The organism is Novosphingobium capsulatum NBRC 12533 (genome assembly GCF_001598375.1).
Classification (GTDB): Bacteria; Pseudomonadota; Alphaproteobacteria; order Sphingomonadales; family Sphingomonadaceae; genus Novosphingobium; species Novosphingobium capsulatum.
Window position 1 is genome coordinate 405,616 of the sequence record NZ_BCYV01000005.1, and the last position, 15,510, is coordinate 421,125.

A 15,510-nucleotide genomic window follows, 5' to 3' on the forward strand; every position below is an offset into this window, starting at 1 on the left:
CTTTCGCAGGCGTTAGAGGGCGTTGAGGCTCTTGCGCAGGGCATCGATGAAGAACGCCACTTCGGTTTCCGTCCAGGTGAGCGACGGGCGCAGCTTGAACGTGGCACGATATTCGCCCGACGTGCCCACCAGCACGCCGTTTTCGCGCATCCGTTCCACCAGCAGGCGCGCCTGGGCCGGCGCCGCGGTGCGGGCGGCACGGTCGGTGACGAACTCCAGCGCCGTCAGCATGCCGCGTCCGCGCACGTCGCCAATCAGGGCAAAGTGCTGCGCGAGCGTGCGCAACTCTGCCCGCAGCAAGTCTCCAATGTGGTTGGCGCGGGCGATCAGGTCTTCCCGCTCGATCACGTCCAGCACGGCTTGGCCCGCCGCGCAGGACACGCTGTTGCCGCCAAACGTGCTGAACACCTCGCAATCGGCATAGAACGCCTGCCACAGGTCGCGCCGCGTCAGCACCACGCCGAGCGGATGACCATTGCCGACCGGCTTGCCCAGCGTGATCACGTCAACCTGGTCCAGGCCCTGAGTGGCAAATCCCCATAAGCTGCCCATGCGGCCCAGCCCGGCTTGCACCTCGTCGGCAATCACCAGCGCGCCGGATGCGTGCGCGGCACGGGCAAGGCCTTGCATATAGCCTTCTGGCTGGCCGGGCACGCCGTTGCTGGTCAGCGCGGTGTCAATCATCAGGAACGCCGGCTGGTGGCCGACCTGGGCCAGCGCTGCCACGGCCTTGGCCCAGCTTTCCGCCGGATCGGGCGCGACGCCGCGATAGAGGTCGGGCGGGGGCAGGCAGGCCACATGCGCGTGCGGCGCCTTGGTGAGCGGGGAAAGCTCTACCGTGGTGGCCGTGATCCCGTGATAGGCGCCTTGCATCACCACGGCGCCGGTGCGCCCGGTGGCAAAGCGGGCAATCTGCGCGGCCACGTCGTTGGCCTCGCTGCCGGAATTGACGAACGAGCAGACATCGAACCCGGCCGGTGCCTTGGCCAGCAGCGCCTGGGCATAGGAACCAGGGCTATCGGCCAGATAGCGCGTGTTGGCGTTGAGCGCGGCAGCCTGGCGCGCGATGGCGCGCACTACGGCCGGGTGGCAATGGCCTACCTGCGGCACGTTGTTATAGGCGTCGAGATAGCGCGTGCCATCCGCGCCGATCAGCCAGGGACCTTGCCCACGGGTAAGATGCAGCGGCGTTTCATAGAAGTGCCAGATCTTGCCAAATGCCGCGTCGCGCTGCGCGATCAGGCCCGTGCGCGCGGCTGCCGGATCCGGGGCCAGCGCGGGCACCGGAAAACCGCAGGCCCGGCGCAGCGCATGGGTCGCGGTATCACGCCCCACTGCCAGCAACTTGGCCAGCATCGCACTATGCTTGCGCCCGCCGCCCAGATGTGCATCGGGCGTTTCGTCTGCGGGATCACGCCGGGCATTGGCTACCAGCACGGTGTTGACCAGGCGCAGGCAGCACATATCGAATACCAGGTCGATTTCCGCTTCTTCCAGCGGATAGACCGTGTCGAAGCCCTGCGTCACCTCGGCCAGGATGACCAGCGGATCAACGCTTTCATCGGGAAAACAGTCTGCCGCCGTCACCAGATCGGCCAGCAGCGCACCATAAAGCATGTCGCCGAAATCGATCACGCCCACGATGTTTGCGGGCTGTGCAGGATCGACCAGCAGGTTGCCCATGTGCGCGTCCTGATGCACCACCTGGTGGCGCGTGCGGGCGAGCGCCGGATAGATGCGGCTGTCCGCCTCGGCCAGAATCTGGGCGCATTGCGCGCGCAGGGCCGGATCGGCAATGCGGGGCAGGGCCGGGGCCAGCGCAGTCACCCGCGAAAGATCCCAATCGTGCCGGTTGCTGGCCGCATGGGGATGGAAATAGCCACGCAACGCCAGGCTCAACCGCGCCACGAAGGCGCCCGTGGCGCGGCGCAGTGCTGCGGGATCGGTGCAGTCCGCAAAGGCATCCTGGGCGATCCTGCCGTCGAGATAGGTCAGGATGCGCAGGATGTGCACCGTGCCATCATCGGCGGTTATCGTCGTGCGCCTGGCGCCGGCAAGCGTAGGCACCATCCGTGGCACCGCCAGTTGCGGGTCGATCCGCGCGATGTGATCGAGCGCCCCGATCTGGAAATCCACCGTGGCCGGTTGCTCCATCCGGTGCGACAGCTTGACCACGTAATCCGATCCAGCATCATCGGTGAGATGCCAGGTCTGGTCCCGCTCCGAGTTGATCGCGTGCCACTGGCCGCGCAATCCCCACTCGGCGTGAACCCGCTCCTGCACCTGTTGCAGCGGAAAGGCTGGCGGAATGGCGTCGAGTGCATCATGAACTGCCAATCCTGCCACCGTATCGTCCCTGCCGCTGCTCCGTCCTCGCCGCCTGCATAGGGCCTTTGCATCTGAGATCGCAAGGGCATTGTGGTTGCGGAGACAGGCCAGGCAGCTAAAGCGGGATGGCAACCTGATCGTATCACGGGAGAATGTGGGCTATGGCCAGCCATGCAGACCGGGGCAATGCTGCCGCCATCACCGATGCGCAGCGCCTGCGCGCGATCCTGGCCGGGTCGGCCGGCAATCTGATCGAATGGTACGATTTCTATATCTACGCCTTTACCGCGCTCTATTTTTCGGCGGAATTTTTCCCCGAAAGCAACGCCCTGGTTCAGGTCATGGCGACGAGTGGCATCTTTGCCGTGGGCTTTCTGCTGCGCCCGATCGGCGGTTGGTATTTCGGCCGCTTTGCCGATCGCCACGGGCGGCAACGGGCCATGGTCGTCTCGGTGCTGATGATGGGGCTGGGCGCCCTGCTGATCGCGGCGCTGCCGACCTATCGCCAGGTGGGGATTGCCGCGCCCGCGCTGCTGCTCCTGGGACGGATGCTCCAGGGCTTTTCCACCGGTGGGCAATATGGCACCGCGGCTACTTACCTTAGCGAGATCGCTGGGCGCGGGCGGCGCGGGTTCTGGGCCTCGTTCCAGTATGTCACGCTGATTGGCGGGCAACTGCTGGCCACGCTGGTGATCCTGGCCTTGCAACACCTGTTGGGGGAGGGCGCGATGAAAGCCTATGGCTGGCGCATCGGCTTTGTCATCGGCGCGGGCGGTGCGGCGCTGATCCTGTGGCTGTCGCGGCACATGCACGAAACCGGGCAGGCCGCGCAAGGGCGGGCCGGTGCCGGCACCCTGCGCGAACTGTTCGCCCATCACACCCGCCCGTTCCTGCTGGTCATGGCGCTCACGGCCGGGGGCAGTCTGTCGTTCTATACCTTCACCACCTATATGCAGAAATACCTCGTCCTGACCGTGGGCATGACCAAGCCCGACGCAACCTTGCTGATGACGGTAGTGCTGGTGGCGTTCATGCTGATCCAGCCCGTCATGGGCGCGCTGTCAGACCGGATCGGTCGCCGCGCCAACATCGTGCTGTTCGCTGCGCTAGCCATGGTGCTGACCGTACCGATCTTCACCGCGCTGGCGGCGACCCGCAGCGTGTGGGTGGCCGGGCTGCTGGTCATGGCCGGCCTCATGATCAACAGTTTCTACACCTCGGTCAGCGGGCTGTTCAAGGCAGAGCTGTTCCCGGTACACGTCCGCGCGCTCGGCGTGGGCCTCGCCTATGGCGTGGGCAACGCGCTGTTTGGTGGCACGGCGGAAAACGTGGCGCTCGGCTTCAAGCAGATCGGCCATGAAAGCGGGTTCTACTGGTATGTGACCGTGCTGGCTGCGGTTTCCTTGGTCGCGGGCCTGATGCTCAGGGACACGCGCCGGGATGATCCGCTGGCGTAAGGCCACGCGCCATCGCGGCAGGCAGTTCGGCCGCCAGAAGCGCAATGAAATCGGTGACCTTGCGCGGCACCAGGCGGCGGCGTGGGTGCATGGCCCAGACGGCTTCCTCGGTGGCGCGGAACGCCTCCAGCACGGGCTCCAGCCGCCCTTGGGTCAAGGCAGCCGCCGCATAGAAATCGGGCACCTGGCAGATGCCCAGCCCGGCCACCGCCGCCGCCGTCACCGCCGGGCCATTGTTGCAGCGCCAGCGGCCCTGCGGCTGATAGGTCGTTTCCGCGCGATGGCGGCGGAAATGCCAGACATCGGCCGATCCGACCAGGCAGTCGTGATGATCCAGATCCTCGATCTCGGCCGGGCGGCCACGCTGCGCCAGATAGGCCGGTGCGGCGCAGGTCACCAGCTTGCGCCCGCCCAGGTGATGGGCCGCCAGGCGCAGATCGCCCTGCGGCCCGGTGCGGATCGCCACATCAAACCCCTCGGCGACGATATCGACCACGCGGTTGCTGAAATCGAGCGTCACGTCGAGCGAGGGGTTGGCCATGGCGTGGCGCAGCGCCAGCGGGGCGATGAAGTATTCCCCCAGTGCCGCCGGGCAGGTGATGCGCAACGATCCGCGCAGACCGGTATCGCCGCTGGCCACGGCCAGCGCTGCATCGCGCTCGTCGATGATGCGCCGCCCCCGCTCGGCCAGTTCGCGTCCCGACGCCGTCAGCGAGACCTGGCGCGTCGTGCGGTGCAGCAGGGTGGTGCCGGTGCGGTGTTCCAACTGGGCAATCGCCCGGCTAACGTGCGAGGTGGAGCGTCGCAGCTTGCGCGCAGCGGCCGCGAAAGTGCCGTTTTCGGCAATCGCGACAAGTTCTTCCAGCCCATCCCAGTCCGACATGGCATTATCCCAAGCAAGCAACGAACTTTTGCGCAAATGCGCTCTTTGTGCCTGCCATGCAATGATGTAGGCCACTGCGATCGATAAGGAGGACACCTTCATGAAGACCCGTGCCGCCGTGGCCTTTGAGGCCAAGAAACCGCTTGAGATCGTTGAACTCGATCTCGAAGGCCCCAAGGCGGGCGAGGTGCTGGTGGAAATCATGGCCACTGGCGTGTGCCACACCGACGCCTACACGCTCGACGGGTTGGACAGCGAAGGCATCTTTCCGTCGGTGCTGGGCCATGAAGGCGCCGGCATCGTGCGCGAGGTTGGCCCCGGCGTCACCAGCGTGAAGCCCGGCGATCACGTGATCCCGCTCTACACGCCGGAATGCCGCCAGTGCAAAAGCTGCCTTTCGGGCAAGACCAACCTGTGCACCGCGATCCGCGCCACGCAGGGCAAGGGCCTGATGCCCGATGGCACCACGCGCTTTTCCTACAAGGGCCAGCCGATCTATCACTACATGGGCTGCTCCACGTTCTCCAACTTCACCGTGCTGCCCGAAATCGCGGTGGCCAAGATCCGCGAAGACGCCCCGTTCCAGACCAGCTGCTACATCGGCTGCGGCGTGACCACGGGTGTGGGCGCGGTGGTCAACACCGCCAAGGTCCAGGTGGGTGACAATGTCGTGGTCTTCGGGCTGGGCGGCATCGGCCTCAACGTGATCCAGGGCGCGCGCCTGGCTGGCGCGGGCAAGATCATCGGCGTCGACCTCAATCCCGAGCGTGAGGAATGGGGCCGCCGCTTCGGCATGACCGACTTCCTCAATTCCAAGGGCCTGAGCCGCGAGGAAACCGTGGCCAAGGTCGTGGAAATGACCGATGGCGGCGCGGATTACACGTTTGACGCCACCGGCAACACCGAAGTGATGCGCACCGCGCTGGAAGCCTGCCACCGTGGCTGGGGCACTAGCATCATCATCGGCGTGGCCGAAGCTGGCAAGGAAATCGCCACCCGTCCGTTCCAGCTGGTCACCGGCCGCAACTGGCGTGGCACGGCGTTCGGTGGCGCCAAGGGCCGCACCGACGTGCCCAAGATCGTCGACTGGTACATGCAGGGCAAGATCGAGATCGATCCGATGATCACCCACGTCATGGGCCTGGAAGAGATCAACACCGCGTTCGACCTGATGCACGCCGGCAAGTCGATCCGCAGCGTCATCGTGTTCTGATCACGGGCTTGATGCCGCAATAAAAAAGGGGCCGGCCCATATGGGCACGGCCCCTTTTTCATGGCAGCGCGGTGGACGGCAGCCTAGAACTTGAGCGTTCCGCGCACGCCATAGGTGCGCGGCGGGCGCATCTGGTTGTAGATCACGCCGGGCTTCCCTGGGCTTTGCGTGGAATTGGCAAAGACCAGCGCGTTTTCCAGGTTGTTGACAAAGCCGGTGATCGCCAGCGAACCGGGCGCATTTTCCCAGGTCAGCCGCGCGTTCGACATCATGTAGGCGCCCTGGCGGCCCAGATCGAGATAGTCGATCGAAAGATAGCGCGAGCTTTCCACGCGGGTGTCAACCGCCGCGATGATCCGGCCGGCGCTGCCGATGTCGAACGTATGGTCATACCCCGCATTGACCACCCAGCGCGGCGCATTGACCAGCGACTTGCCCGAGCAATCGACGTTGTAGATGCGCGCCGCCGCGCTCGCGCCCATCAGTGCCGTGGGGGTGATCGCGCAGCCCACCACAGGCGCGGGCCCAGTGGTGGAATAGGCCTTGTACTGCAGGCTGTCGTACGTGGCGTGCAGGTATTGCACGTTGAGCGAGAACAGGTCGTTGCGCGTGGGTTGCCACAGCACTTCGGCTTCTGCGCCATAGAGCTTGGCCGCGCCCGCATTTTCCGTGGCAAAGACCGGGCCATAGATCGCGCCGGCCGGCGTTGCCGCCACCTGCACGGGCGCAAGATGAGAAATCTGCTGGTCGCGATAGTCCCAGTAGAAGCCTTCGACGTTGACCTGCAGCGTATTGGCAAAGAAGCGGTTCTTGGTGCCGATGGTATAGGCCGTCAGCCGTTCAGGGCGCGAATAGTTCTGCCCCAGCGCGGAAAACAGGATGCCCGATTTGAAGCCGGTGGACACGGTTGCATAGAGCAGCGAATGCGGCCCGGCGTCGAACTCCATGCCGGCCTTCCACGTCACCTTGCTGAAATTCACATCGGTGGTGGCGTTGGTCGCCAGGTCGAGGACGATCGGCGTGAAGTTGGGATAGGCCGGGGGCACGAACCCGACGAAGGGATAGGTGTGCGCTTCGGTCTGCTGCGTCTTGGTATCGTGGGTATAGCGCAGGCCGCCGGTCAGCCGCCAACGCGGGGTCAGTGAATAAGTCGCCTCGCCAAACACGGCATAGCTGTCCGTACCCAGGTTGGAATTGATCCGCGTGCCGTTGTTGCCCTGGTCGAAGAACTGCTTCGCCTTGACGCTTTCGGTGAAATAATAGCTGCCCAGCACCCACTTGAGCTGCGCATTCTGGTTGCCCAGACGCGCTTCGAGCGACATCTGATCAGACTTTTCCGTCACGTCGATCAGGAAGCTGGACGAGTAGTTGACAAAGTCGAGGTCAGTGCGCCGCCACGCCGGGATGACCGTGAGCTTGGCAAAGCCCAGATCGGCATTCACCGTGACCAGCGCGCCGTAATACTTGTTGTTCTGATAGCCATCGCCGCGCGCGATGATCTGCGGCACGGGCGCGGTGGGCGCGCGTGACAGGTATTCGGCGAGGACACGCGGATCGCTGGGGCCAAGGCGGTCTTTGCCCGCCAGCAGCGGCATGATCGTGCCGCCCAGGCCCTTGCCGCCAACATCGCCATAATCGACCATCAGGTTGGCGTTGAAGCCGTCGCCGGTGTCAAAGCGCAGTTGCCCGCGCACGGCGGTCGTGTCCTCGTCGTCATAGCCGTCGCTGTAATAGCCGTCATGCTGGGCATGCTGGGCCGAAATGCGCAGGGCTGCCTGGCTGCCGAGCGGCAGGTTGATCGCGCCCGATGCCTTGATCGCGTTGTAATTGCCGTATTCCCCGGTGACGAAGCCGGATGCCTCGCCCAGCTTGGGCTTTACCGTGATCAGGTTGACCGCGCCGCCCGTGGCATTGCGGCCATAGAGCGTGCCCTGTGGCCCCTTGAGCACTTCCATCCGCTCAAGATCATAGAACAGCGCCGCCGGGGCAGCGGGGCGCGACAGGTAGACGCCGTCGAGGTTGAACGCCACGCCCTGTTCGGCAAAGGCATTCGCCCCGAACGTGCCGATCCCGCGCAGATAGATCTGGGTGAACGAGGCCGCCGGCGCTACCTGCAGTGCCGGGACCAGGCGGGTCAGGTCATCGGCGCGCGTCACGCTCTGCTTGGTCAGCACGTCACCGGCCACGGCGCTGACCGGAATGGCCGCGCGCTGAAGGTTTTCGGTGCGGCGCTGGGCGGTCACCACGATTTCGGCAAGGCCAGCCTGCGGTTGTTCCGGCGCGGCGGCAGCAGGTGGCTGCTGGGCTGGTCCATCTGGCGATTGGGCCGATGCGGCGTGGGCAGCGGCCGGCATGGCAATCGCTGCGGCCAGGGCCACGATCGATACCGCGGGGCGAATGTCGAAGTGCAAGATGCCTCTCCCTCTTGTGCTTTTTATGGGCGCAAGCATCGCCACCGCCTTGTCATAATGGAAATGATTTGTTTTTATCGGTTTCGATTTGTCAGAATTATGGTGTGCAATGCGCTTCAAGGGACTCGATCTCAATCTGCTGGTTTGTCTCGATGCGCTGCTCGATCTGCGCAACGTCACGCGCGCCGCCGAGCATCTCAGCCTCAGCCAGCCGGCGATCAGCGCGGCGCTGTCCCGGCTGCGCACGTTCTTCGCCGATCCGCTGCTGGTGCAGAACGGCAAGCGCATGATGCCCACGCCATTTGCCCTGCGCCTGCAGCCGGCCATCCGCGCCATCCTCAACGATGTCGATGGCCTGGTCGGCAGTTCGCCACATTTCGATCCGGCCACCAGCACGCGCGATTTCCGCATCTGCCTGTCAGACTATCTAGCCAGCGTTTTGCTGGCGCCGCTGCTGCCGCATCTGGCGCGGGTGGCGCCGGGCGTGGGGATCGACGTGATCCCGCTGAGCGACGATGCCACGCAGCGGCTCGATCGGGGCGAGATCGACCTGCTGCTGACACCGGAAAGCTATGTCAGCGACGAACATCCCGCCGAACTGCTGTTTGAAGAACACCACGTGGTGGTCGGCTGGCGTGACAATCCGGTCATGGCCAAGCCGATCGATGTGGAAGCGTTCGTGGCCGCCGGGCATGTGGCGGTGGAGATCGGGCGGTTCAACCGCGTGTCCTTTGCCGAAAGCTATATGCGCGCCCAGGGCATCACGCGGCGGGTGGAAGTGCGGGTTTCCGGCTTTACCATCATTCCCGAACTGCTGGTGGGCACCACGCGCCTGGCGGTGATGCATGCGCGCCTGGCGGCCAAGGCGGCCCGGCATTGGCCCGTGTCCGTTTCACCACTGCCCTTTGCCATGCCGCCCATGCTGGAAATGGCACAGTTCCACCGGGCCCGCGCCGAAGACGCCGGCCTGCGCTGGCTGATCGATGCATTTCATGATGTGGTTCGCTGCGAAGGGGATGGACCGGCCACCGCGTTGCTGTAACACGGGCCGCATAGGAATGCGTGCCTGGGGGAGAGAAGCGCAGATGACCAATGCAGACCTGCATATCCGCCGCGAAACGGCGATCAGCATGGTGATCAATACCGTGCTGAGCGGTGTATTTTTCCTTGCCGTATTCGGACTGCACGGGCCGGTGCCGATCTGGGGCATGGGCCACTACGTCTTCGATTTCGGGCCGCAGGCCTTTGCCGTGGCGTTCATGAGCACGCTGGTGCCCGGTGCCCTGTCGCGCAAGGCCCTGCGCGCCGGCCGCGTGGCCTCGCGCCCCAGCGCGCTGCGCCTGCCGGGCAACCTGCTGTTGCGCGGGCTGATCCTCGCGGTGCCTTCGGCCATGCTGGCATTGGCTGGGGCCGCCGCCGTGTGCCTTGCGCTGGGCCTTGCGCAATTGCCGTGGTCCGTGGCCCTCGCCGCAAAGCTTGGCTTTGGCGCCGTGCTGGCCCTGGTGATCACCCCCATCGCCCTGCGCGCCACCCTGGCCGAGGCCCTGGGCTGACGCGCAAGGGTGCCTGGGTTCAGACCATGGCCATCAGGCTGGCATTGCCGCCGGCGGCGGTGGTGTTGATCGACAGGCTCACTTCTTCGACCAAGAGATCGAGCGGGTAGGCGCCTGTCGTATCGGCGGCGTGCAGGGCCACGATCATGCCCTCGCGCGCGGCCAGCGCCTCTGCCGCTGCGCGTGCCGGCGCACCGACATGTTCGACCAGCGCGGCTGCCAGATCATCGACCGGTTCGCTGCGGGCAAAGCCGATCCGCGCGGCCAGCGCCGCCGGAAAATCGGCGGGCAGGGCAGCAAGCGGCGCGCCGGGCATGATCACGGCGTGGTTGCCCGTGGTCAGCGCCGCGCCCAGCTGTCGCCACAGCCCAGCGGTGGTCGTGGCATAGAGCGCAATGCGGCCGCGCGGCGCCAGGCGATAGCGGTTGCTTTCCCCCACCGGGCCGGTGAGTTCCACGTCAACGCCCAGCTTGCTGCGCGCGGCATCGTGGCGCACGGCGCGGGCGGTTGCGGCCTCGCCATGCTGGTCCAGCCAATCGGCCAGTATGGCCGCCTCAGGCCCCGGTTGCCCCAGCGCGCCAGCCAGAACGGGCGGGTTGCCCGTGGCGCCGCGCACCAGTCGCGCCAGATAGAGCGGGCCACCCGCCTTGGGTCCCGTGCCCGAAAGGCCCCGGCCGCCGAACGGCTGCACGCCCACTACCGCGCCGATGGTGTTGCGGTTGACATAGAGATTGCCCGCTTCCACCGCCCGCGTCACCCGCGCCACGGTATCATCCAGCCGGGTGTGCAGGCCAAAGGTGAGGCCATAACCGGTGGCGTTGATCTGCGCGACGAGACGATCCATGTCGCGCGCGGCAAAGCGGACGACATGCAGCACGGGGCCGAACACTTCGCGGCCCAGGGCAGCAAGGCCAGGAATCTCGATCAGCGTCGGCGCCACGAACGTGCCGTTGGCGCACTGATCGGGCAGGGGCAGGCGGTGCACCCGCGCGCCGCGCTCGGCCATGGCCGCCACGTGTCCCTCGATCCCGTCGCGCGCCTGCGCGGTGATCACCGGCCCCACATCCGTTTCCAGCGCATCGGGATTGCCCAAGGTCAGCTCTGCCATCGCGCCGCGCAGCATCGCCAGCGTGCGATCGGCCACGTCTTCCTGAAGGCACAGCACGCGCAGCGCGGAACAGCGCTGGCCCGCACTGTCAAATGCCGAGGCGATGACATCGGCCACGACCTGTTCGGCCAAGGCAGAGGAATCAACGATCATCGCGTTCTGCCCGCCGGTTTCGGCGATCAGCGGGATCGGTCGGCCCGTCGCATCGCTGCGCGTGGCCAGGGTGCGCTGGATGATCCGCGCCACTTCGGTCGATCCGGTAAACATTACCCCCGCAACACCTGGCGCCTCCACCAGCGCAGCGCCGATCGCACCGTCGCCGGGCACCAGATGCAGCACATCGGCAGGGATGCCGGCGGCATGGAACAGGCGCACCATTTGTGCGGCGATCAGCGGCGTTTCCTCGGCCGGCTTGGCCAGCACAGGGTTGCCCGCCACCAGCGCGGCGGCAATCTGCCCGGCAAAGATCGCCAGCGGGAAGTTCCACGGCGAAATGCACACCACCGGCCCCAACGGGCTGGTATGGGCCAGCGTGCTGCGCGCCTGCACCGCGTAATAGCGCAGAAAGTCCACCGCCTCGCGCACTTCGCCCACGGCATTGGCGGCAGTCTTGCCGGCCTCGCGCATGATCAGGCCCATCAAGGCGCGGCCTTCGTCTTCCAGCAGGCAAGCCGCGCGTTCCAGCATCGCCGCGCGCGCGGCCACCGGGGTAGCTGCCCACATCGGCGCGGCGGCCTGGGCGCGGGCCACGGCGGCTTGCGCACCTGCGGCGTCCATGGGCCAGACTTGGCCGACGATGTCGTGGTGATCAGCCGGGTTGCGCACAGCCTCGCCCTCGGCCGACGCACCCGGCGTTCCCGCCTGCCAGGCGCGTTCGGTGCTCGCCATCAAGCGCGGCGCCAGGTCAGCCAGGGTCGCTTCATCGGCCAGGTCCAGCCCGGCCGAATTGCGGCGATCGGCAAAGAGCGCGGCGGGCAGGGCCACCGCCGGATGTGGCGCGCCCGGATCTGCCTTTGCCGTCACCACCGCCACCGGATCGGCCACCAGTTCGGCGATCGAGACAGCCGGATCGTTGATGCGGTTGACGAACGAGGAATTGGCCCCGTTTTCCAGCAGGCGCCGCACCAGATAGGCCAGCAGCGTTTCATGCGTGCCCACCGGGGCATAGACGCGGCACGGGCGGTTGAGCTTGTCGGCGCCGACGACCTGGTCATACAGCCCTTCGCCCATGCCGTGCAGGCACTGGAACTCATAGTCGCCCATCGTGAAATCGGGTCCCGCCAGGTGCAGCACGGTCGCCACCGATTGCGCGTTGTGGGTGGCAAATTGCGGGAACACCACGTCGCGCGCGGCCAGCAGCTTGCGCGCGCAGGCGACATAGGCAAGGTCGGTATGGACCTTTTGCGTATAGACCGGGAAATCAGCGAGGCCATCGACCTGAGCGCGCTTGATTTCGGCATCCCAATAGGCGCCCTTGACCAGCCGCACCATGATGCGCCGGCCCGCGCGCCGCGCCAGGTCGACGATCCAATCGATCACGAAAGGGCAGCGCTTCTGATAGGCCTGCACCACGAAGCCCAGGCCATGCCATCCGGCAAGGTCAGGATCGGTCGCCAGGCTTTCCAGCAGGTCAAGCGACAGTTCCAGCCGGTCGGCTTCCTCGGCATCGATGTTGAGGCCGATGTCATGGCCCTTGGCCATCACGCACAGCGCCTTGACGCGCGGCAGCAGTTCGGCCTTGACCCGCTCGGCCTTGGCCCGCGCATAGCGCGGATGCAGCGCCGACAGCTTGATCGAAATGCCCGGGCCACCATGGATGCCGCGCCCGGCACTGGCCTTGCCGATCGCGGTGATCGCCTGCTCATACGACGCGTTGTAACGATCGGCGTCGGCGGCGGTCATCGCCGCTTCGCCCAACATGTCATAGGAAAAGGCAAAGCCCTTGGCCTCGCGCGGGGCAGCGCGGCGCAAGGCTTCCTCGATCGTCTCGCCGGTGACGAACTGTTCGCCCATCATGCGCATCGCCGCGTCCACCGCGCGGCGGATCACCGGCTCGCCCATCCGCGCGATCAGGCGCGTCAGGCTGGCACCCAGCCCGGCTTCGTCCTCGGCCTGGACCAGGCGGCCGGTCACGAGCAGGCCCCACGAGGCTGCATTGACGAACAGCGGGCGATCCTTGCCCACGTGGCCGCGCCAATCACCGGGCGCGATCTTGTCACGGATCAGCGCATCGCGGGTCGCCACGTCGGGGATGCGCAGCAGCGCTTCGGCCAGGCACATCAGCGCGACCCCTTCCGGGCTGCTCAGCGCATATTCCTGCACCAGCGATTGCACCGCGCCTGGGCGGGCATCGGCGCGCAACTGGCTGATCAGGGCGCTGGCCGTGGCCGCGATCGGCGCGCGCAGGTCTTCCGGCACGGTCGCTTGCGGCACAAGTGCGGCAACGCAGGCCCGCTCGTTGCGACGCGTGGCGGCGGTGATTGCCTGACGCAGCGGGGTTTCCCCGGCAAGAGGGGTGAAGAAGCGGGCGAACGGGCGGGGCGCGGGCTGATCCATAGTGCCATGGTATCACGGCCTGCACAGGCCATTGGCCCTATTTTGGCAGAGGCTCAGGCCAAATGGCCTGAATACGATGCTGCAAACAGGCCGATTTCAGCCCCTCGGCGCATATCGACGGCTGTTGCGACTGCGAGACGCCGCACCGGCCTGGTGGGGTCGTGTTTGCATGATCTGACTGAATACGCGCCGGGGAGCCTGTAAGCCGGGTTCTGTCGCACCGACGGTATCCCACGTGTGGACCGTATCGGCACGGGCAGCCATTCCTCTTGGCGACCTGTTGCCAGGCCGCTCTAGCAACCAACCCGGGCAACTGGCGCGAAACACGCCTGCATCCACGAGGGATGCGCGTTGCCCCTATTCGGTCTTGCTCCGGGTGGGGTTTGCCATGCCGCTTCCGTTGCCGGTCGCGCGGTGCGCTCTTACCGCACCCTTTCACCCTTGCCCAAGGCTTGAAAAGCCCTGTCGGCGGTTTGCTCTCTGTGGCACTTTCCCTTGCCCGGTTTGCACCGGGCCGGCGGGCGTTACCCGCCACCCTTGTTTCGTGGAGCCCGGACTTTCCTCGGCATCAGACGAAGTGATGACGCGGCTGCCCGGCTCCCCGGCGCGAGGGCGTCACCTAGCATGGCCCAGGTCGCGCGCCAACAGCAGTTCGAACAGCAATGCGCCGATTTGTCCGTCCACCTCGCCGTCGATCTTGTGCGGACGCCAGCGCCGCTGGAATGCGGCAACGGCTGCTTCCTTGTCGCTGACATCATAGCCAAAGCGTTCGAGCGCCAGGAAAAACGCGCCTTCGTTATCATAGAGCAGACGCATCTTGGGGCGGGGGCGGGGCAGGGTCAGGTTATAGCGGGCCAGCATGTCCCAATCGAACAGTTCGCCCGGATCGGTCTTGCGGGCCGGTGCCACGTCGGAATGGCCCACCACGTTGGCGCGCGGAATATCATGCCTGCGCACGATATCGCCCAGCAGCGGCACCAGCGCTTCCATCTGGGCATCGGGAAACGGACGATAGCCAAACTCGTGTCCGGGATTGACCAGTTCGATCCCCACGCTTGCCGAATTCACGTCGGTGATGCCGCGCCAGAAACTGCGCCCGGCGTGCCAGGCGCGCTTGGCCTCGTCCACCAGGCGGATCACCGTGCCATCTTCATCGATCAGGTAGTGCGCCGAAACCTCGGCAGCCGGGTCTTTGAGACGCTCCAGCGCCTCGGCCGCGCTCTGCATGCCGGTATAATGCAGCACGATCATCGACACCGGCAGCCGTCGCTCGTTGAAATTGGGCGACGGCTCCTCGCGATGGACCAGCCAGCGGTTCATGCGGCGCGGCGGTCTGTCAACGAACCGGCAGCACGGCGCCCAGCACCAGGGCGTCGGCGGCAACATGGGTCTGGAAACCACCGCCCAGGCTCTGCGCCAATTGATACAGCATAGCAGCCGGCGCGGTGCGGCTGGACAATTCGGCCGGCGGCAGCGTGCCGGCCAGGGCCTGGGCCACCAGCGGATCGAACGCGATGCGCGGCCCGCTTGCGCGGATCACCAATTCCGTCGCGCCGTTCCGCACTTCGCCGGCGATATCCAGGCTGCCGCCACGCACCAGCGCCTCTATTCCGATCAGGGACAGGTTCAGCAGCGTTTTTACCGCCGCCTTGGGCAGCATGTCGTCCGCCAGGGCCCAGGCCACTGAAATGCGCGGATTGGCTGCAACCAGCGCATCGACCAGCGCGCGCGGTTCGGCCACGGGCACCATCTCGCCAAAGCCACCGGCAGCACCGAACGCCAGGCGGAAAAAGCGCAGCTTGTTGGCCGAACTGGTGGCGCTCTGTTCCAGCAAATCCATGCACTTCTGGCGCATTTCCGGATCGCGTTCCTCGGCCAGCAGTTCCAGCCCGTTGGTAAGCGCGCCCACCGGGCTCAACAGGTCGTGGCAAAGCCGCGAGCAGAGCAGGCTGGCGAGATCAAGCGTGGCAATGGTCATGGCAGATTGGGAAGCCTTCCGGG

The 15,510-nt window shown here is 66.1% G+C and carries 10 protein-coding genes and 1 other RNA gene; 4 read left to right on the top strand and 7 right to left on the bottom strand.

The annotated features are described in order from the left end of the window. Positions 1-12 precede the first annotated feature (12 nt). Positions 13-2,346, bottom strand: coding sequence for an aminotransferase class III-fold pyridoxal phosphate-dependent enzyme (locus SCA01S_RS03550; protein WP_157088842.1), 2,334 nt, complete (start codon positions 2,344-2,346; stop codon positions 13-15). Between the two features lie 143 nt (positions 2,347-2,489). On the opposite strand from SCA01S_RS03550, the gene SCA01S_RS03555 reads away from it, so the two are divergent. After that, on the top strand, positions 2,490-3,785 hold the full coding sequence (locus tag SCA01S_RS03555) for an MFS transporter (protein ID WP_218016380.1): 1,296 nt from the start codon (positions 2,490-2,492) through the stop codon (positions 3,783-3,785). Here the strand turns inward: SCA01S_RS03555 and SCA01S_RS03560 are convergent. After that, a complete protein-coding gene (locus tag SCA01S_RS03560; RefSeq protein ID WP_062782911.1) occupies positions 3,751-4,668 on the bottom strand; it encodes a LysR family transcriptional regulator in 918 nt (305 codons plus the stop codon). The two genes, SCA01S_RS03555 and SCA01S_RS03560, sit on opposite strands and share 35 nt — an antisense overlap. 100 nt (positions 4,669-4,768) lie before the next feature. Between SCA01S_RS03560 and SCA01S_RS03565 the strand changes: the two genes are divergently transcribed. After that, positions 4,769-5,881 carry an S-(hydroxymethyl)glutathione dehydrogenase/class III alcohol dehydrogenase gene (locus SCA01S_RS03565; protein ID WP_054131118.1) on the top strand — a complete coding sequence of 371 codons (1,113 nt, stop codon included), beginning with the start codon at positions 4,769-4,771 and terminating at the stop codon, positions 5,879-5,881. Positions 5,882-5,964: 83 nt separating this feature from the next. Here SCA01S_RS03565 and SCA01S_RS03570 read toward each other — a convergent pair whose 3' ends face one another. After that, complete coding sequence (locus SCA01S_RS03570) at positions 5,965-8,292, bottom strand: TonB-dependent receptor (protein ID WP_245652428.1); 2,328 nt, start codon at positions 8,290-8,292, stop codon at positions 5,965-5,967. A gap of 109 nt (positions 8,293-8,401) precedes the next feature. On the opposite strand from SCA01S_RS03570, the gene SCA01S_RS03575 reads away from it, so the two are divergent. Together SCA01S_RS03575 and SCA01S_RS03580 are read left to right on the top strand one after the other, a co-directional pair. Beyond that, positions 8,402-9,334 (top strand): LysR family transcriptional regulator, encoded by a 933-nt coding sequence (locus tag SCA01S_RS03575; RefSeq protein ID WP_084390744.1) that lies wholly within the window; start codon positions 8,402-8,404, stop codon positions 9,332-9,334. A gap of 43 nt (positions 9,335-9,377) precedes the next feature. Continuing rightward, entirely contained in the window at positions 9,378-9,845 is a 468-nt protein-coding gene (locus tag SCA01S_RS03580; protein WP_054131119.1) for a hypothetical protein, read from the top strand. A gap of 19 nt (positions 9,846-9,864) precedes the next feature. On the opposite strand, the gene putA is transcribed toward SCA01S_RS03580, so the two are convergent. From putA to SCA01S_RS03600, 4 genes are all read right to left on the bottom strand, one after another. After that, complete coding sequence (gene putA / locus SCA01S_RS03585; RefSeq protein ID WP_062782914.1) at positions 9,865-13,509, bottom strand: trifunctional transcriptional regulator/proline dehydrogenase/L-glutamate gamma-semialdehyde dehydrogenase; 3,645 nt, start codon at positions 13,507-13,509, stop codon at positions 9,865-9,867. A 185-nt stretch (positions 13,510-13,694) separates the two neighbouring features. Continuing rightward, positions 13,695-14,114: RNase P RNA component class A (gene rnpB / locus SCA01S_RS03590), an RNA gene on the bottom strand. Between the two features lie 10 nt (positions 14,115-14,124). Then, positions 14,125-14,829 (bottom strand): N-acetylmuramoyl-L-alanine amidase, encoded by a 705-nt coding sequence (locus SCA01S_RS03595; protein WP_062782917.1) that lies wholly within the window; start codon positions 14,827-14,829, stop codon positions 14,125-14,127. A 16-nt stretch (positions 14,830-14,845) separates the two neighbouring features. Continuing rightward, a complete protein-coding gene (locus SCA01S_RS03600) occupies positions 14,846-15,487 on the bottom strand; it encodes a histidine phosphotransferase family protein (RefSeq protein WP_062782920.1) in 642 nt (213 codons plus the stop codon). Between the last annotated feature and the right edge of the window lie 23 nt (positions 15,488-15,510).

Bases quoted from the DNA above. Each gene is read 5' to 3' on its own strand.
- SCA01S_RS03555 (WP_218016380.1), top strand. From the start codon at position 2,490: ATGGCCAGCCATGCAGACCGGGGCAATGCTGCCGCCATCACCGATGCG.
- SCA01S_RS03560 (WP_062782911.1), bottom strand. From the start codon at position 4,668: ATGTCGGACTGGGATGGGCTGGAAGAACTTGTCGCGATTGCCGAAAAC.
- SCA01S_RS03565 (WP_054131118.1), top strand. From the start codon at position 4,769: ATGAAGACCCGTGCCGCCGTGGCCTTTGAGGCCAAGAAACCGCTTGAG.
- SCA01S_RS03575 (WP_084390744.1), top strand. From the start codon at position 8,402: ATGCGCTTCAAGGGACTCGATCTCAATCTGCTGGTTTGTCTCGATGCG.
- SCA01S_RS03580 (WP_054131119.1), top strand. From the start codon at position 9,378: ATGACCAATGCAGACCTGCATATCCGCCGCGAAACGGCGATCAGCATG.
- putA (WP_062782914.1), bottom strand. From the start codon at position 13,509: ATGGATCAGCCCGCGCCCCGCCCGTTCGCCCGCTTCTTCACCCCTCTT.
- SCA01S_RS03595 (WP_062782917.1), bottom strand. From the start codon at position 14,829: ATGAACCGCTGGCTGGTCCATCGCGAGGAGCCGTCGCCCAATTTCAAC.
- SCA01S_RS03600 (WP_062782920.1), bottom strand. From the start codon at position 15,487: ATGACCATTGCCACGCTTGATCTCGCCAGCCTGCTCTGCTCGCGGCTT.